General features: G+C 59.1%; 18 protein-coding genes. 13 read left to right on the plus strand and 5 right to left on the minus strand.

Going from position 1 to position 20,827, the window contains the following annotated elements:
• From ACR0J8_RS10435 to ACR0J8_RS10480, 10 genes are all read left to right on the plus strand, one after another.
• On the plus strand, positions 1 to 1,386 hold the full coding sequence (locus tag ACR0J8_RS10435; RefSeq protein ID WP_480890039.1) for a Rieske 2Fe-2S domain-containing protein: 1,386 nt from the start codon (positions 1 to 3) through the stop codon (positions 1,384 to 1,386).
• A gap of 37 nt (positions 1,387 to 1,423) precedes the next feature.
• A complete protein-coding gene (locus tag ACR0J8_RS10440; protein WP_480524581.1) occupies positions 1,424 to 2,053 on the plus strand; it encodes a hypothetical protein in 630 nt (209 codons plus the stop codon).
• Complete coding sequence (locus ACR0J8_RS10445; RefSeq protein ID WP_480524583.1) at positions 2,053 to 2,679, plus strand: hypothetical protein; 627 nt, start codon at positions 2,053 to 2,055, stop codon at positions 2,677 to 2,679. The genes ACR0J8_RS10440 and ACR0J8_RS10445 overlap by 1 nt, the downstream gene beginning before the upstream one ends.
• On the plus strand, positions 2,676 to 3,869 hold the full coding sequence (locus ACR0J8_RS10450) for a YlbE family protein (RefSeq protein WP_480524584.1): 1,194 nt from the start codon (positions 2,676 to 2,678) through the stop codon (positions 3,867 to 3,869). The genes ACR0J8_RS10445 and ACR0J8_RS10450 overlap by 4 nt, the downstream gene beginning before the upstream one ends.
• Positions 3,866 to 4,588 carry an amidase gene (locus ACR0J8_RS10455; protein WP_480524586.1) on the plus strand — a complete coding sequence of 241 codons (723 nt, stop codon included), beginning with the start codon at positions 3,866 to 3,868 and terminating at the stop codon, positions 4,586 to 4,588. Before ACR0J8_RS10450 ends, ACR0J8_RS10455 begins: the two co-directional genes overlap by 4 nt.
• Positions 4,588 to 5,154, plus strand: coding sequence for an amidase family protein (locus ACR0J8_RS10460; protein ID WP_480890043.1), 567 nt, complete (start codon positions 4,588 to 4,590; stop codon positions 5,152 to 5,154). Before ACR0J8_RS10455 ends, ACR0J8_RS10460 begins: the two co-directional genes overlap by 1 nt.
• Before the next feature lie 336 nt (positions 5,155 to 5,490).
• On the plus strand, positions 5,491 to 7,587 hold the full coding sequence (locus tag ACR0J8_RS10465) for a hydantoinase/oxoprolinase family protein (protein WP_480890045.1): 2,097 nt from the start codon (positions 5,491 to 5,493) through the stop codon (positions 7,585 to 7,587).
• Entirely contained in the window at positions 7,587 to 9,239 is a 1,653-nt protein-coding gene (locus tag ACR0J8_RS10470; RefSeq protein WP_480890048.1) for a hydantoinase B/oxoprolinase family protein, read from the plus strand. The genes ACR0J8_RS10465 and ACR0J8_RS10470 overlap by 1 nt, the downstream gene beginning before the upstream one ends.
• Entirely contained in the window at positions 9,236 to 10,303 is a 1,068-nt protein-coding gene (locus tag ACR0J8_RS10475; RefSeq protein WP_480524592.1) for a pyridoxal phosphate-dependent aminotransferase, read from the plus strand. Before ACR0J8_RS10470 ends, ACR0J8_RS10475 begins: the two co-directional genes overlap by 4 nt.
• Before the next feature lie 38 nt (positions 10,304 to 10,341).
• The gene (locus tag ACR0J8_RS10480) at positions 10,342 to 11,040 is read left to right on the plus strand and encodes a maleate cis-trans isomerase family protein (RefSeq protein ID WP_480524594.1); all 699 of its coding nucleotides are present in this window, start codon (positions 10,342 to 10,344) and stop codon (positions 11,038 to 11,040) included.
• Between the two features lie 13 nt (positions 11,041 to 11,053).
• Here the strand turns inward: ACR0J8_RS10480 and ACR0J8_RS10485 are convergent, their stop codons facing one another.
• Positions 11,054 to 12,409 (minus strand): MmgE/PrpD family protein, encoded by a 1,356-nt coding sequence (locus tag ACR0J8_RS10485; protein ID WP_480890051.1) that lies wholly within the window; start codon positions 12,407 to 12,409, stop codon positions 11,054 to 11,056.
• A gap of 217 nt (positions 12,410 to 12,626) precedes the next feature.
• Here ACR0J8_RS10485 and ACR0J8_RS10490 point away from each other — a divergent pair, with 217 nt between their 5' ends.
• Positions 12,627 to 13,514 (plus strand): LysR substrate-binding domain-containing protein, encoded by an 888-nt coding sequence (locus ACR0J8_RS10490; protein ID WP_480524597.1) that lies wholly within the window; start codon positions 12,627 to 12,629, stop codon positions 13,512 to 13,514.
• Between the two features lie 22 nt (positions 13,515 to 13,536).
• On the opposite strand, the gene ACR0J8_RS10495 is transcribed toward ACR0J8_RS10490, so the two are convergent.
• Entirely contained in the window at positions 13,537 to 15,981 is a 2,445-nt protein-coding gene (locus ACR0J8_RS10495; protein WP_480524598.1) for a GcvT family protein, read from the minus strand.
• Between the two features lie 512 nt (positions 15,982 to 16,493).
• Here ACR0J8_RS10495 and ACR0J8_RS10500 point away from each other — a divergent pair.
• A complete protein-coding gene (locus ACR0J8_RS10500) occupies positions 16,494 to 18,215 on the plus strand; it encodes a type I secretion system permease/ATPase (RefSeq protein WP_170614065.1) in 1,722 nt (573 codons plus the stop codon).
• Positions 18,215 to 19,531: an HlyD family type I secretion periplasmic adaptor subunit gene (locus ACR0J8_RS10505; RefSeq protein WP_480524600.1), complete on the plus strand. Its 1,317-nt coding sequence runs from the start codon at positions 18,215 to 18,217 to the stop codon at positions 19,529 to 19,531. The genes ACR0J8_RS10500 and ACR0J8_RS10505 overlap by 1 nt, the downstream gene beginning before the upstream one ends.
• Before the next feature lie 24 nt (positions 19,532 to 19,555).
• Here the strand turns inward: ACR0J8_RS10505 and ACR0J8_RS10510 are convergent, their stop codons facing one another.
• The 3 genes from ACR0J8_RS10510 to ACR0J8_RS10520 are packed head-to-tail and all read right to left on the minus strand — an operon-like array spanning position 19,556 to position 20,443.
• Positions 19,556 to 19,699, minus strand: coding sequence for a hypothetical protein (locus tag ACR0J8_RS10510; protein ID WP_480524602.1), 144 nt, complete (start codon positions 19,697 to 19,699; stop codon positions 19,556 to 19,558).
• Between the two features lie 39 nt (positions 19,700 to 19,738).
• Positions 19,739 to 20,287: a dockerin type I domain-containing protein gene (locus tag ACR0J8_RS10515; RefSeq protein WP_480890057.1), complete on the minus strand. Its 549-nt coding sequence runs from the start codon at positions 20,285 to 20,287 to the stop codon at positions 19,739 to 19,741.
• A 6-nt stretch (positions 20,288 to 20,293) separates the two neighbouring features.
• Positions 20,294 to 20,443 (minus strand): hypothetical protein, encoded by a 150-nt coding sequence (locus ACR0J8_RS10520; protein ID WP_480524605.1) that lies wholly within the window; start codon positions 20,441 to 20,443, stop codon positions 20,294 to 20,296.
• Between the last annotated feature and the right edge of the window lie 384 nt (positions 20,444 to 20,827).

Here is a 20,827-nt window from a genome sequence, read left to right on the forward strand (position 1 = left end):
ATGAGCAATCCAGCCGACGACATCTTGTTCGCAATTCCCGAGGGTGATTTCCGGGGTCATGACCAGCAACAGGTATGGTCACTTGAGCATGATCCGGAACTGACCGAAGTCGGCCCCGGCACACCTTGCGGCGAGTATCTGCGGCGGTTCTGGATGCCGGTCGCGATGACGGATCAGATTGGCGATCTGCCCTATCGACTGCGCATACTGGGCGAGGATCTTGTCCTGTTCCGGGAAAAGAAGGAAGGCAAGCTGGGCCTGACTCATCTGCACTGCTGCCACCGCAACATGAGCCTGGAATTCGGTATCGTCGAAGAGGGTGGCATCCGATGTTCCTATCATGGCTGGAAATACGGTCTGGATGGCACGGTTCTGGAAACGCCCTGCGAACCCCCTGCCAGCCAGGTCAGGAAAAAGGCCTGTCTGGGGGCTTATCCGGTGATCGAATACAAGGGACTTGCCTTTGCTTATCTGGGTCCAAAGAACGAAATGCCGCCATTCCCAGTCATGGACACGTTCGATGATGAAGGAGACGAGCTTGTTCCCTATCTGATCAAATCTCCGTGCAACTGGCTCCAGGTGATGGAGAATGCTTGGGATCCGTTCCATGTCGTGTACCTGCACACGCTGGCCGCCCGCGTGCAGTTCACCGAAGCGTTCGCGCATATGCCGATGATTGAGTTTCACGACTGCGCCACCGGCGATTTCTATACCAACGTGCGCCGGGACGGGGACTATATCTGGGTGCGCGTGCACGACCACATGCTGCCCAGTTTCACGCAGAATGGCGGGCATTTTCCGGTGCCGGACCGCTCGCGCTATTTTGGTCGCGGGGGACTGACGCGCTGGATCACCCCGATCGACGACACCAATACGATGGTCATCGCCTGGCGGCACTTTCGCGACCCCGAGTTCAATGATGACCCGCGAGGGTTGACCAATCGTGACGAGGTCGGGTTCGGCAAAACGGATTTCTACGGACAGGGCCCTGACCGCCCATATGAAACGCGCCAACGAGATCCAGGCGACTACGACGCCTGGGTCAGTCAGGGCCCGATCAATATCCATGCCCGCGAAAACCTGTCGTTTACCGACCGTGGGGTCGCCAAGGCGCGGCGGATGGTACGCAATGCGATCCGGGCGCTGCAAAAAGGCGAGCGCCCCGCACAGCCGACCGACCATTTCACCGGCAGGGTGATCCCAACCTACGCCGGTGACACGGTACTGAAGATCCCGCAGCAGGAAGGCCGCGACGACGGTGCCCTGCAGAAAGAAGTCAGCTTCAAGGTCGCCGAAATCCTGAAATCGGGCGATCACCTGACCGGCAAACAGAGACGCGACTTTATCGTGAAGGAACTGAAGGCTTACGAATCTGGCTGGGCCTGACGGTGAAGGGCGAGGCGACAGGAAAAGGGGATTGGACATGACGCGCATACCGCACAATCCGGGGCGGGTGGAGTGGTCGGGGGAAAACCCGGGCATCTACCTGAAGCGGGATCCGGGTCAGGAGAGGTATGACACTCTGGCGCTTTTCTTCCGCGTGGTTGTATCGCCGTTCGGACGGGGTCATGCGGCCATCGTGCTAGGTGCGCCGGATGACGCACTCGGCTGGCCCAGGGTGCCAAATCTGATCATGACTGATAATCAGCGTATGATGCGTTGGATCGTCGATGGCTGGGTGACGAAAATGCCGACATTCGTAGGCAAGGCCGGGCTGTCCGCGATGACATGGCTGGACTGTGACAGCGTTGAAAAACGTCCCGGAGACCTCAAAACCAGGTATTCGGAGACCCTGCGCGGGTCTGGCGTGACACTCGAGATGATCTGGCGGGATATGGGCCCGCCGCTGCCGGTCGAGGTGACCAAAGAGAACTCGGCGACCAAGGAACACGAGATGTATTCCGTTTTCCTTGAGGCGGGCAAGGCGGAGATCAAGATCAACGGCACAACCCTGCCCGGCCAAGTGGCGGAACGTCAGTTCTTTGGCCGCAGGATGAGCACCGCCTTTCTGGCCTTTTCAGAAACCTGGGTCACGCCGCAGGAGGATGCCTGATGCCACTGAATGAACCGATCACACCGGGCGTGGTTGACTGGACCGGGGAAAATCCCGGAATCCTGTTGAAAGATGACGACGGGAAAATTAGCGCGATGGCCTTGTTTTTCCGTGTTGCCTGGTCGCCTGTGGGACAGGGGCAGGTTCTGCTGCTGTACGGCACCCCCTCTCAGGTCGAAGGCACTTCGGATGCGCCGAATGTCATCCTCAGCGACAATCCCGATCTGACTGCTTTTCTGAAAAAGAACTTCATCAGCAAACTTGCAGCCTTTGCCAACGCGCCAGCTTTTGAAACCCTTCCGGAAATTGGCGCGCAGGTGGTTCGCAGCTCGGGTGACCCGATGAGCCATCGTTACTCTGAAACCATCGTTGGCGGAACCCTGACGGTTGAACTGGTCTGGGAGAAGCTTGAACCACCCCGCGCATTGGAGTTGTCCCCGCATGAGGTGGCATCGGGTGAACAGAACATGTTCTCGCTTCTGATCCCGGCGAAATTCGCGCAGATCATCGTAAATGGGCGTGCATTGCCGGGAAAATTGGGGACACGGGTTCAGGCCGGGTTCGAGACCACGACCGCGTTCCTCTATTTTTCGGAAACCTGGATCATCCCGCCGGAGGTCTCATGACTCTGCACCCCGCCGACCAGCTGGCGTTTGACCGGGCGATGGTGACGCAACCGGTCTGGAACCGTTTTAACACGGCCTCCGAAGCAGTCGGGTTGGCCGAAAACGTGTTGTTGCATGCTGGTCCGGCGTTCTCTGCGCCGGAACAAATCACTGTACCGATCCTGAATTCCGCCTGTGTCGCGGCAGTCTGGGAAGGGTTGGCCCGGGATTTCGATCAGGCCGAAGCGATGATCATGGCACAGGAAATCCTGTTGCAACCAGCGCAAGACCATGACGTGGTCACACCACTGGCTGCCGTTGTCTCCGCAAATATGCCCCTTCACACGATTTACGATGCGTGGCGGGGACAGACGCGGGTATTCACCCCGATCAACGGTGGCGCGCGCCCGTCCATGCGGCTGGGTCTGCGATCCCAGGCAGTGCTGGATCATATCCGCTGGCTGAACACGCGATTTCTGGACATCCTGCAAAACGGCATCGCCGAGGGCCTTGCACTTGTGCCTCTGGCGGTCATTGGTCTGGTGGGTGGTGATGATTGTCACGGGCGAACCCCCGTCAGCACGGCTGCGCTTGTCGAGGAACTGAAAGAACGCAGCCCGAGGGGCATTGATGACGAGGATGCGCTGGAATTCATGGCGACCTCACCGTCCTTGTTTCTGAACCTTTGGATGGCCGCAACCAAGATCATGATGAAACTGGCCGAGGGGGTCGAAGGGTCCAGTTTCGTCACCGCGGCCGGCGGAAACGGGCGCGACGTCGGCATTCAGGTATCTGGCCTGCCCAGGCGTTGGTTCACCATTCCGGCCGCTCCGCCATCAGGTAAATTCGATGTCGATCTACCGGCCGAGCGTGCCCTTGGCGCCATCGGTGACAGCGCTGTGGTCGACGCGTTCGGGCTGGGCGCCATGGCCATCGAACACAGCCCAGAGCAGTTAAAGGGTTTGGGTGCCTTTTTGCCGGACGATGCCAGGACACGTACATCCGGCTTGTCAGTAGGCGCGCACCCATACTTCAATGCCTTGGATATCCGTCTGGGCTCGACCGCCAGAGGGGCGGTTGCGCAAGGGGCAGGTCCGGTGGTCAGCCTTGGCATTCTGGATCGGCTGGGACAGGCTGGGCGCTTAGGCGGTGGGATTTATGACATGCCGGTCGATCCTTTTGCGGCTGCCTTGCGGGCGCTGCCTTCATGACAGAACTGAATGAGCTTGGGGCGTTTGAGCTTGCCGCGCTGATCCGGGCGGGCCAAGCCAAACCGTCCGAAGTAATGGCCGCCCATTTGCATCGCATGGCACGCAGAGAGCCTGAAATTGGCGCCTTCGAATACCTCGATGCTGAGCATGCCATGGAACGGGCGATCCGAGCCGACGCTCTGCCTGTCAACGGGCCGCTGTTTGGGGTGCCTTTCGCGATTAAAGACATCATTGATACCGAAGACATGCCAACAGGATGGGGCAGTGACTTGTATGCGGGGCGGCAGCCAACGCGTAATGCGGCCTGCGTTCAGGCATTCATAAATGCGGGCGCGATTGCAGTCGGCAAGACGGTGACAACCGAGTTCGCCTATTTCCGCCCGAGCAAGACGGCAAACCCCCACAACACCTTGCATACACCCGGCGGATCTTCGTCAGGCTCAGCCGCAGCGGTGGCGGACTTCATGGTGCCGCTGGCCTTTGGTTCGCAAACGGCGGCTTCCCTGATCAGGCCAGCGGCCTATTGCGGGGTATATGGGTTTCGGCCAACTATGGGTGGCTATCCGCTGGACGGAGTCATGGGTTTGTCGCAAAGCCTAGATACCCTGGGCGAGCTGGCCCGAAACCCCGTGATCTTTTGTTGGCGGATTCTGTCTTGCTGGGAACCGATGTGCCGCCGCCGCCAGACTTCCAAGACAATCTGCCGCGTATCGGGCTGATGCGTGGCCCACACTGGATGGATGGCACGGTCGAAATGCGCGATACATGTACTCGTGCGCTGGCTGCAATTGCGGCGGCCGGAGCCGACACAGCAGAGGTCGCCTGCCCGCAGGTGTTTTCCGGACTTTCCGACGCCCAAAACACCGTCATGAGTTATGAGGCCGCCCGGTTGCGCGCTGTCGAATACAGCGCGGGCGAGTCCGCGATCAGCCCGCAATTCCATTCGCTGATCGAGAATGGTCTTCGGACAAGCGAAGCGGACTACGGGCAGGCGCTGACAATCCGCGACAGCGCGTCCATCGTTCTGAACCAGTTGTTCCGGGATATTGACGCCTTGCTGGTGCCATCGGCTCCGGGACCTGCACCTAAGGGGTTGGAAGCCACCGGCGATCCACTGTTTTCCCGAATGTGGAACCTGTTGCAGGTCCCGTCCTGCGCCGTACCGTTCGGGGTTGATCCAAGCGGCCTGCCGTTGGGATTTCAGTTGATCGCACCATGCGGTGCCGACGCGCGGTTGTTGGGCATTGCGCAATGGGTTCATGATATTCTGCAGGCTGAGCCATAAAATAATGGGCACGAATCCCGGTCCAAGTGGCGTGTAGGTTGCTGGCTATTTGGTTTTCAGTAGTCCTTTGCTGGGGCCACGGGGTCCGCTTCAAAACAAAATTCTGTCGCACGACTATCGGCCGAGCGAGCAAGTGCATGTCGCTAACGAGAACTTTTGTCGCAAATCGGCTTGTCGAAGCATTGGCGCGACGGCAAGATCAATCGCATGAGAGCGAGTCACATCTTGAACCCTCTGGACCGTCGCGCGACCGGTTGCGATCTGGTCGCGTCAGCCTGAAGCGCGGGCATCTGCCCGGGCTCATCTGCGCTGTGACGATCATATCCGGAAAACTTCATGACATTTCAAAGACTGCGTCTGGCCATTGATATTGGCGGCACATTTACCGATACGGTTCTGGTATCCGGTGAAGAGACGATACTGGCTTCGACAAAAACGCTGACCACGCACCAGAACCCGGCAGATGGCGCGATGGAGGGCGCGGTGCGAGTAATGGCACAGTCCGGGCACGACCTGAATGAAGTAACAGGGTTCATTCACGGCACCACCCTTGCAACCAATGCACTGATTGAGCGGCGCGGCGCTGTTGTGGCGACGGTGACGACCGAAGGGTTCCGGGACATCCTTGAGATCGCGTACGAGCGGCGGTACTCGCAATATGACATCAATCTGGAAAAGCCCGATCTGCTGGTGCCGCGCGAACGGGCGCTGACCGTTCGTGAACGGATGGCGGCGGATGGCAGTGTGCTGATCCCTCTGGAGGATGACGCGATTGATGCATTGTTGGCCGATCTAGACGCCAGCGGTGCCGAGGCGGTCGCGATCTGCCTGATGCATGCTTATGCCAATCCCGACCATGAGCGGCGCCTGCGCGATGCGCTAGCCGAGAAACGTCCCGGTTTGACGGTTTCGATCTCGTCCGAAGTCAGCCCCGAGGCGCGTGAATTCGACCGTCTCTGCACCACGGTTGCCAATGCCTATATCCAGCCGCTGATGGAAAGCTATCTCGAACGGTTCGTCGCCCGGTTTGAGGCCGAGGGCGTGACCTGCCCGATCCTGATGATGACTGCAGGGGGTGGCATGTGCACGGTACGAACCGCCGCCCGGTTTCCGATCCGACTGGTGGAAAGCGGACCAGCGGGCGGTGCCATCCTTGCCGCGCGCATCGCGGCGCGGGCTGGGATTTGCGATGTTCTGTCCTTTGATGTGGGCGGCACAACCGCCAAGCTGTGCCTGATTGATAGCGCCCGGCCCCAAACCTCACGCCAGTTCGAAATCGCGCGCGCAGCTAGGTTCATCAAGGGATCGGGCATGCCCGTGCGCATTCCGGTGATAGAAATGATCGAGATTGGCGCGGGTGGTGGTTCCATCGCGGATGTCGATCGTCTGGGCCGACTGACCGTCGGCCCGAAATCGGCCGGATCGGAACCCGGCCCGGTGGCCTTTGGCCGAGGCGGCACAGAACCAACCGTGACCGACAGTGACATCACGCTGGGTTACATCGTGCCGGACACTTTTGCCGAAGGGCACATCAAGCTTGATGCCGAAGCCTCAAAAGAGGCGCTTACCCGTGTGATCGGATCACGCCTGGACACCGATGCGACGGGATCGGCCGATGGGGTCAGCCGGATCGTCGATGAAAGCATGGCCAGCGCTGGCCGGATGCATGCCGTGGAATCGGGCAAGGATCTGGGTCCGCGCACCATGATCGCCTTTGGTGGTAACGGGCCGCTGCACGCCAGCCGTGTGGCGCGTTCGGCCGGGGTCAGCCGGATCGTGATCCCGCCCAATCCGGGCGTCGGCTCGGCGGTGGGTTTCCTGTTCGCACCAGTCAGTTTTGAGATCGTGCGCTCGCGCTACTCGCTGCTGGAGACGCTGGATTTTGACGGGATCAACACCCTGTTCGCTGACATGATTGCCGAGGCCTGTGGCGTTGTTGCACAAGGTGCAGGCGATGCGCTTACCGAGACGCAACGCACTGCCTTTATGCGCTACAACGGTCAGGGTCACGAGATCGAGATTCCCCTGCCCGACCGTGCCTTAACGGCGGATGATATCAGCCCGCTGATAACGGCGTTCGAAACGGAATACCGCAAGCAGTTCTCCCGCCCTGTGCCGGGGATGCAGATCGAGATTCTGAATTGGGCCGTGCGCGTTGCCACGCCGGATGCCGAGGTGACGGATATTCCGACAACACCTGATCTGACCACGATCACACCTTCCGAGACGCGCCCCATCACCTGTGATGTTGACGGGCAGAAAAAGCAGGCAAGCTTTGTCCCCCGCGACAGCCTGAGACCCGGCGACCGGATACATGGCCCGGCACTGATCACCGAACCGCAGACCACAACATTGGTCTCGGCTGATTTCTCGGCGCATGTGGACGCCATTGGAAACCTCGTCCTGCTCCAGGACCAGAAAGGAGGCGCATGATGACTGCCGATCATTCTCCCGCCCGCCTGCAAGTGATGTGGAACCGACTGCTGGCAGTGGTCGAGGAACAGGGCCAGACCCTGATCCGCGCGGCGTTTTCGCCCATTGTGCGGGAATGTGGCGACATCTCTGCCGGGATTTTCGATATCTCCGGCCGGATGCTGGCACAGGCGGTCACCGGCACACCGGGCCATATCAACACCATGGCCGAAGCGGTGATGCATCTGCGCGAGCGTTTCCCGGTGCAGAACATGAAGCCCGGCGACATCTACATGACCAATGATCCCTGGCTCGCCTCGGGGCATCTTAACGATTTTCTGCTGATGATGCCTGCGTTCAAGAATGGCGAGGTCGTGGGCTTTACTTCGTGCACCTCGCATCTGGTCGATCTGGGTGGCCTCGGCATGGGGCCAGAGGGTTCGGACATCTATGACGAAGGTCTGCTGATCCCGCCCTGCAAACTGGTCGAAGAAGGCGTGCCGAACGCGCTGCTGCTCGACATCGTCCGCGCCAACAGCCGCGAGCCAATTGCAAATGAGGGTGACATCTACGCGCTGATCGCCTGCTGCGAGGCGGGTGTGACCCGGTTGGTCGACATGATGGACGAGTTCGGCATCGACGATCTGGACAGGCTGGGAAGCTACATCATCGACACCTCGCGCCGTGGTACGCTCGAAGCAATCGCCGAAGTACCGGAAGGCGTCTACAGGAACGCGCTGAAGATGGACGGCTACGAGAACGAACTGGAACTGCACGCGACACTGACCGTAAGCAAATCGGGCATGCATGTTGATTTCACCGGCACCTCGGGTTGTTCGCGCAAGGGTATCAACGTGCCGCTCAACTATGCCACCGCCTATACAGTGTTCGCACTGCGTTGCATCGTCGGCTCTGACATCCCCAACAATGCCGGGTCGCTGGAACCGTTCACCGTGGACGGACCAAAGGGCTGTATCCTGAATGCACAGCGCCCGGTGCCGGTCGCCATGCGGCATACGCTGGGACAGGTGACGCCGGATCTGGTGCTGGGGTGTCTGCATCAGGCGCTTCCAAAAGCGGTGCCGGCCGAAGGTGCCTCGTGCATGTTCGACCTGCCAATGCGCCATGCCCCCGAAGTGGCCCGTGACGGTGGGCGCGAGTTTGCGGTTGAACCGGTACATAATGGCGGCACCGGCGCTCGGCCACACGCGGATGGCCTGTCGGCCACTGCTTACCCTTCGGGCGTATTCGGATCACAGGTCGAGATCACTGAAAGCGTGGCGCCCGTCACCATCTGGCGGCGCGAACTGCGCCCCGATTCCGGCGGCGCAGGCACGTATCGCGGCGGATTGGGTCAACGGATCGAGATGACCTCGGCCAACGGTGCACCCTTCATCGTATTCCTCTCGGTCGAACGGCTGAAGTTCCCCGCCCTGGGGCGTATGGGCGGACGGCCAGGCGCACCCGGGCGCATCCGTTTCCGCGACGGAGAAGGCGACATTCCCGGCAAGGGCGAGTTGCGGGTCGAAGGCGGCGACTATCTGATTTTCGAAACCCCCGGCGGAGGTGGTTTCGGAGATCCCTCCGAACGCGACGCACAGGCACTTGCGCTGGATCTGAAACGCGGCCTGATCAGCAAGGACGGCGCCAAATCCTACGGTGTTGTGTCATGATCCGCCCGGTTTCCCATGTAGGCGCGATGGCGGCGTATGCGTTGGCCGATCTCGGCGGCGCGGACACCATCTCGCTGGCCCAGAACGAAAGTGCCTTTCCTGCAAGCCCCGCTGCCATCGCGGCGGGACAGGCTGCAATGAGTGATTTGCCACTCTACCCCGATCCGGAGTGGCCGGAACTGCGCGCCGCTATTGCCGATGTGCATCGGCTGGATCCGGCGCGGGTGTTATGCGGCGCCGGCTCGATGGAACTGATTGGTTGCCTGATCCGGGCTTATGCCGGACCTGGCGATCGGGTTCTCGGTACGGACTATGGATATGCGTTCGTCTCGTCCGCTGCGGCGCAGGTGCAGGCTGATTATGTCCAAGCCCGCGAAATTGACCTGACAGTATCCGTTGACGACATCCTTGCTGCGATGTCGCGCAAGACGCGGATCGTTTTTGTCTGCAACCCAGGCAACCCGACGGGCACCTTGATTCCGAACTCCGAGATCCTGCGCCTGCGGGACGGGTTGCCCGCAGATGTTCTGCTGGTCGTGGATCAGGCCTATGCCGAGTTCTCTGATGAGGTCAATGACCCCGCCGGGAATTTTGCCCTGACTGACAGGGGTGATACCGTGGTCATGCGGACGTTTTCCAAGGCTTATGGTCTTGCCGGTGCTCGGGTGGGCTGGGGGTATTTCCCGCCGGCGATTGCGACTGAGATACGAAAGCTTCTGAATCCCAACAATATATCGATCGCCTCGCAAGCCGCCGCAACCGCCGCGATGCGCGATCAGACGCATATGAGGGACGTGATTGCCCGAACCGCCGACATTCGCGACCGCTTCGCCGATCAATGCCGCGCCATGGGCCTGAGCGTTCCCGAAAGCCACACCAACTTCGTCCTGCTGCGTTTTGCCTCGGCCGAAGAAGCACAGCGTGCTGATGCGGCGCTGCGTGCTGAAAATCTGTTGATGCGCGGAATGGGCGGCTATGGGCTGAGCGACTGCCTGCGCGCCACCATATGCGAGGCACCGGTCATGGGTCGATGCCTGGCGGTGCTAAAAAAGGTGATATCATGATTTGCGAAACGCGTAGACGAGCCAAAATAGGCGTCCTTGTGCCCTTCACCAATACCAATCTGGAACCGGATATGGAATTGATGCGCCCGCCGGACACCACCGTCCATTTCCAGCGCATGGGTGGGTACGACGTGGACGAGATTCCGGGATCGGACCAGATGGCAAATCTTGGCGCATCCGATATCAGTCACGACCTGCGAATGATCGCAGGCGTTCGGCCGGACGTGGTATTATACGGTTGCACTTCTGCCACGCTGACTCATGGCCCGTCATTTGACGCGGATCTTGCGCGGCAGATAAAATCCGGTTCGGGCGCGCTTTCTCTGACCGCCGCAGGGTCACTGATTGCGGCGATTACAGCGCTGGGAGCTGCCAAAGTCGGGTTTTCCTCGCCCTACCTGGGGGAAATCAATGCACAGGCGATTGATTTCATGTCTCAAAACGGCATCGAAACCGTTCGTTGCGCTGACATAGGCCGCGAACTGGGGAATTATGGTCAGGGTGAACTGACCCCGGATGAGGTTTTTGATCTGGCCTGTCAGGCCGATCATCCCGACGCGCAGGCAATTGTTCTCAGCTGCACGGACATGCGATCCGTGGAAGCAATTGACCGGATCGAAGAAAAGCTGGGCAAACCAGTGGTGACGCCCAATCAGGCAATGATGTTTTGCCTTATGCGGGCCCTGAATCTTCCGCGTCACGATGCGTTACCAGGCCAGTTGTTCGAGTGGCTTTGATCTTCGCCCCTATTCAGGTGCGGTTCGCAGCGTCGTAGATCAGTGCGCCAAGGTCCGAGAACTTTGATCCGGCTTGGTTGAGCCCGAGAACCGCGTCCCGAATGGCGACGGCCCGTTCTGTACCCAGCGACGGGCTGGCGAATTCCATGAACTTTCCGACAACCTCGTCCTGATCCATCGGTGCTTCGGGGCCGCCGCGCGCGTGTACGTCACCCGAGTTCAGCACCTGTCCGTCGGTCGGAGTTATGCTGACATCGGCAGTGCGGCTTTGCGGGAAGCGGTCAGAGTGGCGTGCGGTTTCCGCAACCGTGATGCGCTCGACAATGCTGGCCACCAGCGGGTCGGACAGACCTGCGCCGGTGATGTGCTCGACACCGATCCGGCCATGTGCCGCCATTGTGGCGACCGCAAAAGGCAGCGAGTATTGCGCCTTGGACGTATCATCCGGCATGCCCCGGAACAGGCAGGCGCTTTCCTTGAAGGTGTTCACGTGGATGGCCGCGATATCCTGATGGCTCAGGTTGTTTTCGCGCATCAATGCGCGGGTTGCGTCAATGGCAGCGTGAGCCCAGCGGCAAATCGGATAGGGTTTCACATACTGATGTTCCATCTGCCAGAACTGACCCAGGTCCTGCCAATGCGGGGCGACCTCTTTCGCCTCAATGGTGATGGCAGGCGCGCCGGTAAAGCCCTTTTCTGCCAGTACCGCCGAGGAAATACCCACCAAAGCCCCCCAGCCTGAGCCGTCGTGCAACATGGTCGGGTTAGCGATCTCGCGCATCATCTGGCTGCGCGGACCGTGATACTCGGCGATGCCCATTGCCTGCCGCATCTGTTCAGCGCTCAGACCGCGAAGACGGGCTGCAACCGCCACCACGCCCAATGCATTCCAGGCGCCCGACGTATGATAGTCGCTGACCGTATCATGCAGAGAAATCCCGGTTCGTCCGGCAACTTCATACCCAATCGTCACGGCGGTCAGCGCTTCAGGCCCCGAGAAATCGGGCACCGTTTCCGCCAGTGCCGCCAGGGCGGGAACCACGACGACCCCGATATGGCCCTTTGTCGGGTTATACCCGTCATGACCGTCCAGATTGTCTGTTTGGGTCGCGGCTGCGTAAGCGGCTCCGGCCACGCTGACCCTGCGGCCATCGAACAACATGCGTGCACTTAGCCCCTGTTCACCGGCACCGTATAAGGCTGCCGCGCAGTCTCTTGCGATTTGCCCGGCCTTCATGGGGCCAGCGCCGATGGCGATGCCCAAAGTGTCGAGCAGCATCAGAGCCGCCGCATTGAGAGTGGAGTCCGGAATGTCCTGCGGTTGGCGCCCCAGTGTGAAATCGGCAACGGCTTGAAAGGTGTCTGTCACGGTGTCCTGCGGGCGTTTTCTTTTGGCTTCCCGAAAATTCTAGCAGGGTTTACGATTGGCAGGACGAAAACTATCGGGGGCATTGGCCCTTGATTTTTTGCGACACTTTCCAATCTTTGCGGGACCAAAAAGAACCGTTCAGGCGTCGCTGACGGACAAGAAGGTGCACAGTATGCGCTTCACTTTGGTTCTGCGTCCCATCTGAGATACCGTTGCCATGATGAATTTGCCCCACCTGACCTTCCTGCGCTCGTTCGAGGCGGCAGCGCGCCATCTGAGCTTTACCAGCGCGGCGCAGGAACTGAACTGTACGCAGTCGGCGGTCAGCAACCACGTGCGCTCGCTTGAAGAATTTTTGCATCGTCCGCTTTTTGTTCGCCATGCCCGGTCATTGACCCTGACAGATGTGGGTGAGGCCTATCTGCCATCCGTGCGCCATGCCCTGAACGAAATCGACGTGGCCACGCAATCCGTCATTCTGAACACGCACAAGCGGCGGGTCGTGGTGTCATGCCCTGTCAGCCTGGCGGAAAACTGGTTGCCGGATGTAATCCGGGGCTTCAATGCTGTGCATCCGGATATCGATCTGACGGTCCATGGCACCGTCTGGACCGATGTCGGCGCAAATGTTTCCGACATTTCTCTGACGATCAATCATGCTGAAGACGTGGCGGAAGGTGCCAGATGTCTTTGGGTTGAAAAGCTGGCCGTGGTCTGTGCCCCGGATTTTTTAGTCGATGGAAAGCCCCTGACCTCTCCCACCCAATTGCAGGATGCGTCACTGATCCACATACTGGGTCGTCCCGCCTATTGGGAGCGTATTGCGCAGCATTTCGGATTATCGGATCTGAACCAAAAGGACGGCTTGCGCACCAATATTTCGAACCTGGCGATGGAGATGGCGGTCAAGTCTCTGGGGTGCATAGCACTGCCCCGTTCGCTGGCGCGGCCCTATGTAAACAGGGGATTATTGGTTGAACCCTTTAGCTTTGAGCTGGAAAGCCCATGGGCTTATTTCATGCAGCTCAAAGAAAAATCGGCCTCGCCTCCGGTCAGGCTATTTCAGGACTGGCTTTTGAAGGCTGCCGCTGAAATGAATACCTGACCGGAACAAGCTGCACTGTTTGTTATGCGCCGACTTCTTCCACAACCGGGGCCGTGTCGCGTAGGCGGTGCCCTGCAGGGTCAAAGGGCGGCTCAGCCAGGATTTTGGCCTTGTGCGGTTTCCCAAGAATGAAGACATCGACCGTATCGCCGGGCTTGGCGACAGCGGGGTTGGCATAGCCGATGGCAAGGGATTTGCCGACTGAATAGCCGTAAGCGCCCGAGGTCACGCGACCGACTGGCGTGCCGTCCGGGGTAAAGATCGGCTCGCCGCCTGTCGCATCGGCATCGGTTACGTCGACCTCGAAGATCGACAGAACTTCGCGGGCGGCGTTATCCTTGATGGCCAGATAGGCGTCCTTGTGCAGGAAATCCTTGTCCAGCTTGATCAGGCCCGCCAGCCCGACCTCCTGCGGCCAATATTCCTGTGAATACTCGCGACCCCACGAGCCATAGCCCTTCTCGATCCGCAACGACCCAAGCGCACGGCCACCCACCGGGCCGCCATTGCAATCCTTCGCCGCCTCAAGCAGCGCAGAGTAGAGCCTGATCTGGTCCTCTTCGGCGCAGTGCAACTCCCACCCCAGGTCACCGGTAAAGCTGACACGGATCGCGAGGCAGGACACGCCTGCCACCTCGATCGAGGCCGATCGCATGAAAGGGAAGGACTCGTTCGACAAGTTCGCATTGGTCAACCGCTGCAGAAGGTCACGCGATTTGGGCCCTGCGACGTTGAAACCCGCGATCCGGTCCGTCGCCACCTCGAACGTGGTGCTCTCGGGCAGGTCGATCATGTTGAAGAAGCGCTGATGATAGCGTTCAGCCATGCCCGAGCCGATCATCATGTATTCGTCGTCAGCCACCTTGGTGATGGTAAAGTCTCCGGCCACACCGCCACGCACCGAGATCAGTGGTGTCAGGCAGGACCGGCCAACCTGGGTCGGCACCCGGTTGGCGACCAGCTTGTCCAGCCACGCATGGGCGCCTGGTCCCTTGATCACGTAGTTTGCAAAGTTCGAGATATCGATCACGCCAACGCTCTCGCGCAGCATCTTCACCTCGCGGCCCACCGGTTCCCACCAGTTCTGTCGTGTGAAACCGTTTGTTTCGACCGCCCCGGGCTGATCTGCAAACCAAAGCGGGTGTTCCCAGCCGCAGTTCAGGCCAAAGACACAACCCATATCCTTTTGCATCTCATAAGCCGGGCGCACGCGGGCCGGTCGCCCGGCACTGCGTTCCTCGTTCGGGAAATGAATGGCGAAACGGTGGGTATATTGGTCCTCGACCCGCGCCTTGGTGAATTTCTTGTCCGCCCAGTCGCCGAACCGGGCCAGATCCCAGGCAAACATGTCGTATTGCGGCTCGCCCTCGATCATCCACTGCGCCGCAAGCAAGCCCAGACCGCCCGATTGCGAGAAGCCGGGGATAATGCCGGTGCAGCAGAAATAGTTCCGCAGCTCCGGGACCGGCCCCCAGATCGCGTTGCTGTCCGGGGACCAGATCATCGGTCCATTGATCACCCGCTTGACCCCGGCCGTGGCGGCCACCGGCACACGCTCGGTGGCGCGGATCACATTCTCCATGATCCGGTCCAGGTCATCGGGGAACAGGTCATGGGCAAAGTCCAGCGGCGTACCGTTTTCTGCCCAGAACTTCATGTCTTTTTCATAAGCTCCGATCAGCAGGCCGTTGCCTTCCTGGCGGAAGTAGTATTCGCCATCCCGGTCGGCGATCGAGGGCAGACGCCAGCCCAGGCTCGCGACCTCGCTAATCGCCTCGGTCACGAAATACTGGTGTTCGGTCGGCTGCAATGGCAGCTCGATCCCCGCCAACGCCGCGACTTCGCGTCCCCAGAGGCCCCCGGCGTTGACCACCCATTGAGTATGGATGTCGCCTTTTTCGGTGCGCACGATCCACGAACCGTCGGGCTGTTGTTCCGTCCCGATGACCGGGCAAAATCGCTCGATCGATGCGCCCATTGCGCGGGCCCCCGCGGCATAGGCGTGGGTCACACCCGAAGGGTCAACATTGCCGCCGTCGGGTTCGTACATGATGCAACGGATGTCATCGAACTGCGCCAGTGGGTGCAACTCCTTGGCCTGCTCGCGGCTGATTTCGTGAAAGTTCAGCCCGTAGAACCGCGCTTTGGCCTCCTGCAGACGCAACTGGTGTTCACGGTTCTCGGTCTGCGCCAGATACAGCGAGCCCGGTTGGAACACGCCGCAACCCTGTCCAGTTTCCTTTTCCAGCTCTTTATACAGGTTCATTGTATAATGCTGGATGCGGGTGACGTTGTTGTTATCGTGCAGCCCGTGAATATTTGCCGCCGCATGCCAGGTCGATCCGCTGGTCAGTTCGTCCCGTTCCAGCAGGACAACGTCCCTCCAGCCCAGCTTGGCCAGGTGATACAGGATTGAGCAACCAACAAGGCCGCCTCCGATCACTACAGCCTGCGCGTGCGTCTTCATCGGTATTCCTTCTCGAAATCAAAGACGTCAGATATTCTGAGTCATCATGGTTGCGGTCATCCGACCATTTCTCGTTCGTCGGATAACGGCACGATTCGTGACAAAACTAAACGATCACCTGTTGCTCGACCTGCAAAATATTGTGGGGCAAAGCCCCGGAGATTTTCCATGCATTCTGATTGAGAATGAACATGCAGGACCAAAGCTATTGGATCATCACAAATTCGATGGGTTGATGTGTCAAAAAAGAAAAAGCCCGACAGATTCAGCAATTGGTATCAATAGGTTCGACATTTCCTGCGTACGCCGTCATAGTGGCTTTCAAGAGGCAGTCGCTTTGACTCGCCAGTCATCCAGGGGGTTGCAATGGCTTTGGTCAGAGGTTTTTTGCCGATCATCGACACGGCGCATTTTATGCCCCGCGACAACGTTCTAAGATGCCGGACGCTGCAGACGGGATCGTCTGCGTACCGCAATCAGCAAAGGCTTGAACTGTGAACCCGGATTTCAGAATGTCTGCGTCCCCCAGACACGAATTGCGCAATACCCGCAATCAGGGAACGACGTTCCTGGCACTCGCGTTTCTGTTCAGTGTTTTTGTCAATCTGCTGATGCTGACCGGGCCATTGTTCATGTTGCAGGTCTATGACCGGGTTTTGGGATCGCGCGCGGTCGAGACGCTGACGGCGCTGTTCCTGCTGGTCGCACTGCTCTATGTCCTGATGGCCATGCTGGATTATGCACGCGGCAGGATTGTCGCCCGGTTCGGGGCCCGGTTCCAATCCGCTTTGGACGAACGGGTGTTCGACGCCACGTTACGGCGATCGCTTGATCCGAAAACAAGATCCGCACCTGCAACGGCATTGCGGGACCTCGAAATTATCCAGAAACTATGCGCGTCCCCCATTCTTCTGGCGGTGATGGACATCCCCTGGACGCCGGTGTTTCTGGCCGCGATCTTCCTGTTTCACCCCTTGCTTGGATGGCTGGCCGTTGGTGGCGGTTCGCTGCTGATATTCATTGCTCTGCTCAACCAGGTTCTGACCCGGAACAAAGTAGCGGAAGCCCAACGGGCATCGGCGCAGGCAAACTCGTTTTCCGAACATGCCAGGCAAGCCGCGGAAGTGGTCCGATCGCAAGGAATGCAGAGGGCTGTGACCCAGCGGTGGTTGCGGCAACGGTCGAGTGCATTGTCACAGACCATTTCCGCCAGCGACTGGACTGGAAGCTTTACTTCACTGACCAAATCGCTGCGGCTGTTTTTACAATCCGCGATGCTGGCGCTTGGGGCCTGGCTGGTGCTTCGCAATGAATTGTCGCCCGGTGCGATGATTGCAGGCTCGATCCTTTTGGGCCGGGCATTGGCGCCCGTGGAACAGGCGGTGGGCCAATGGGGGATGATCCAGCAGGCGCGGACGGCCTGGGTTTCGTTGAACCGTTTTCTGGACACCACCCCGCCCGAGATGCCGCGCACCAAGTTGCCGGTGCCAAAAGCGAAATTGGAGGCCAAGCGCCTGACCGTCATTCCGCCAGGTGCCGATACACCGACACTGCGCAATGTCACGCTGCGCCTGGAACCGGGCAAGGCGTTGGGAGTTATCGGCAAAAGCGGGTCGGGTAAAACGACACTCGCCAAGGCCCTGCTGGGGCTATGGCAACCGGCTGGCGGCGAAATAAGGTTGGGCGGTGCTACGCTGGATCAGTATGATCCGGACGATCTGGGGCAGCATATCGGCTATCTGCCGCAACAGGTTACCCTGTTCAACGGAACGGTGGCCGAGAACATCGCCCGGATGTCCGAAAACCCCGATCCCGAGGCAGTCGTTGACGCTGCGAAGAAAGCCAACGCGCATGACCTGATCCTGACACTGGAAAAAGGGTACGACACCTTTCTGGAAGGCAATGACAGCCAGCTTTCAGGTGGGCAGAAACAACGTATTGCCTTGGCACGTGCCCTATATGGGGATCCGGTCCTGTTGATTCTGGACGAACCGAACTCTGCGCTGGATGCAGACGGAACCGAGGCTTTGAATGCCGCCGTTCGTGGCCTGAAAGCCGAGGGCAAGGGGGCGATCATCATGACACATCGTCCGCAGGCGATCTCGGAATGCGATGATCTGGCCGTGGTCGAACGCGGTCAGGTGGTGAAGTTCGGCAGTCGGGACGAGATTTTGAGCGCGGCTGTGCAAAACGCCGAAGCCATCAAACGAAAATTCAATCAGGTAGGCAGCTGATGGCGGCGAATCTTGAACAACATCCACGTCCGGCGTGGCGTATTACGGTTCCGGCGCTTGTCGGTTTCTCTGCTTTGACCATCCTGGTCGGCGGACTGGGGCTCTGGTCGGTGCAGACAGAACTGGCGGGCGCTATCGTCTCGCAAGGGGTGATCGAAGTCCAAAGCAACCGTCAGGTCGTCGAACACCCCGACGGTGGTGTGGTCGGCGAGATCTTTGTGCGGGATGGCGATGTCGTCGCCGAGGGTGATTTGCTCCTGCGGCTGGATGATACGTTTTTGTCCTCGGAAAAAAGCATTGTCGAATCTCAGCTTTTTGAACTTCTGGCGCGGAAATCGCGGCTGGAGGCTGAACGCGACGGAAGCAACGCAGACGGTTTGGCATCCAGTCTAAGCGCCCTTCAGCAACAGGAAAAAATCGATTCAGATTTGATTGATGGCCAACAAAGGCTTTTTGAGGCGCGGATCGATACGATGGCCCAGCAGAAAGAGCAACTGGGCAAACAAATCACCCAGATCGAAAGTGAGATCGAAGGCACGCAGGCTCAGTTGGTGTCGCTGCGCACTCAGGTCGATCTGATCCAGAACGAGTTGGAGGATCAGGAAAACCTGCTCAAGCGTGGTTTGACGCAGGCCAGCCGGGTGTCGGCCCTTCAACGTGAAAATGCCAGCCTGACCGGTGAAATTGGTCGTCTTGAAGCATCGGTGGCCCGCCTGAAAGGTCAGATCGCCGCAACAGAGATTCAGATCGTCGAGCTCACCGCCACCCGGCGGGAGGAGGCGATCACCGCGTTACGTGAAGTACAGGCTCAGGTGTCTGAACTGTCGGAACGCAGGCTGGCCTTGACCGAGCGTTTGTCGCGTTTGGATATCCGTTCGCCGGTCTCGGGGTCAGTCTATGACAGTCAGGTTTTTGCGCTGCAATCGGTGATTCAGCCCGGTGAGCCAATGATGTATGTCGTGCCGCAGAACACACCGCTGCTGGTTGCCGCGCGTGTGGATGCGCTGCATGTTGATCAATTGTATGTCGGGCAAGAGGTCGCCCTGCGCTTCCCGGCGTTCAATCAGCGTGAGACACCTGAGATCGATGGTCATGTGATAAACGTATCTGCCGACACCTTCATGGACGAGAGTACTGGATTTACATTCTACCGGACTGAGGTAGCCCCAGACGACGGCGAAGTTGAACGACTGAACGGGCAAGCTCTGCTTCCCGGTATGCCGGTTGAGGCGATGATCAAAACGGATGAACGAACGCCGCTGTCTTATCTGATCAAGCCGATGGCCGATTATTTCAATCGGGCATTTCGCGAGTAACCAGGCGCATCATCGCGCCGGGTTTCAGGCCGCCTCCAGATTGCCGAGCAGGATCGAGGTCATGTCGACCGAAAACTGTCCATCCACGGCGACAGCGTTTGTGCCCGTTACATAGTTTACGTTGGTCGGGGTAATCCCGGAAAGATCCGCAGCGGAGTCCAGAAACACCCATTCCGCAGGATGTGTGGTCGGTAGACCAACAGCGACCTACAATACCGCCAGCGCATCCAGAGCGTTTACCGTTCCGTCCTGTGTGATGTCAGCCGCGATCAGGTTTTCAGGCGTGGCGGGCCCCCAGGTCGGATCAAGCCCCACGGATATACGCAGAACCTGCAGTGCATCCAGTGCGGTTATCTGGTCGCTGGCGGTCGAATAGCTTTTTACAACATCGAATTGACCAGGGAACGTGCCGGAAGGCAGGCCCAGATCAAATTGCCCGTTCTCATCGGCAAAAACACTGATCGTGCCACCTCCGTTTGGAGTGAACCTGATTTCTGCGTCCGCCAGCGCAGGATTGGCCGTCTGTGTGTCGACTGTGATGTCCCCCAGCACGCCACCCGAGCCGTCAGGCACGAGCCCGCCGAAATTGCCGAAATTGACCGGGATATGGTCAGGCCCGCCAAACCCCGCCCCAAAGATGTCGGCGCTGGTCAAGGGGCCACCAGTTGCGGAGTGAACCAAAATGGTTTCATTGACGTAGTCAATCTGCGCGCCTTGAGTTGTCGCGGTGATAGTCAGTTGCGAGGGGGTTCGCATCAGCGGTTAGTCGAACAGGCCCAGCCGGTCCAGATCCGGCTGGAAGTCAGTAATCGTGGTCGTGTCGCTGCCATAGTTCATGACAAAGATATCGGCACCGGAACCGCCGGTCATCGTTGTGGCGCCTGTGCCAGCGATCAGAATGTCGTCCCCCATCCCTCAAAGTCAGTCGTCAGCGACCGCCGGTCGAAAAGCTTGCACAACACATCGATCCGGGCCGATTGGGTGTATTATTTGTTCCTGCTTATTCTCGTGAAATAGTTGCGGTCACGGCCTGCTGAGCGAAGCTATTGCACAGCTTAGACGAAGCAGGCTGGGTGGCCTGGTTCAGACAACCGTAATTTGCTTTTGCCAGCCTACAATTGATCCTCCCCCTCTGAAGTGGTCCGCCATTATTGTTATGAAAACGGAGGAACCACATGGCGAACAAGATCAAGCTTGCGCAGATGAAGGCCTGTCTAGGCGACGTAAGACGAATAATTGCCTTTCATTCTCCGGTTCCCGCAATCAGTGGGGTAGGTCTTCATTTACCTGCCACAA

The organism is Ruegeria sp. N11, assembly GCF_056531525.1.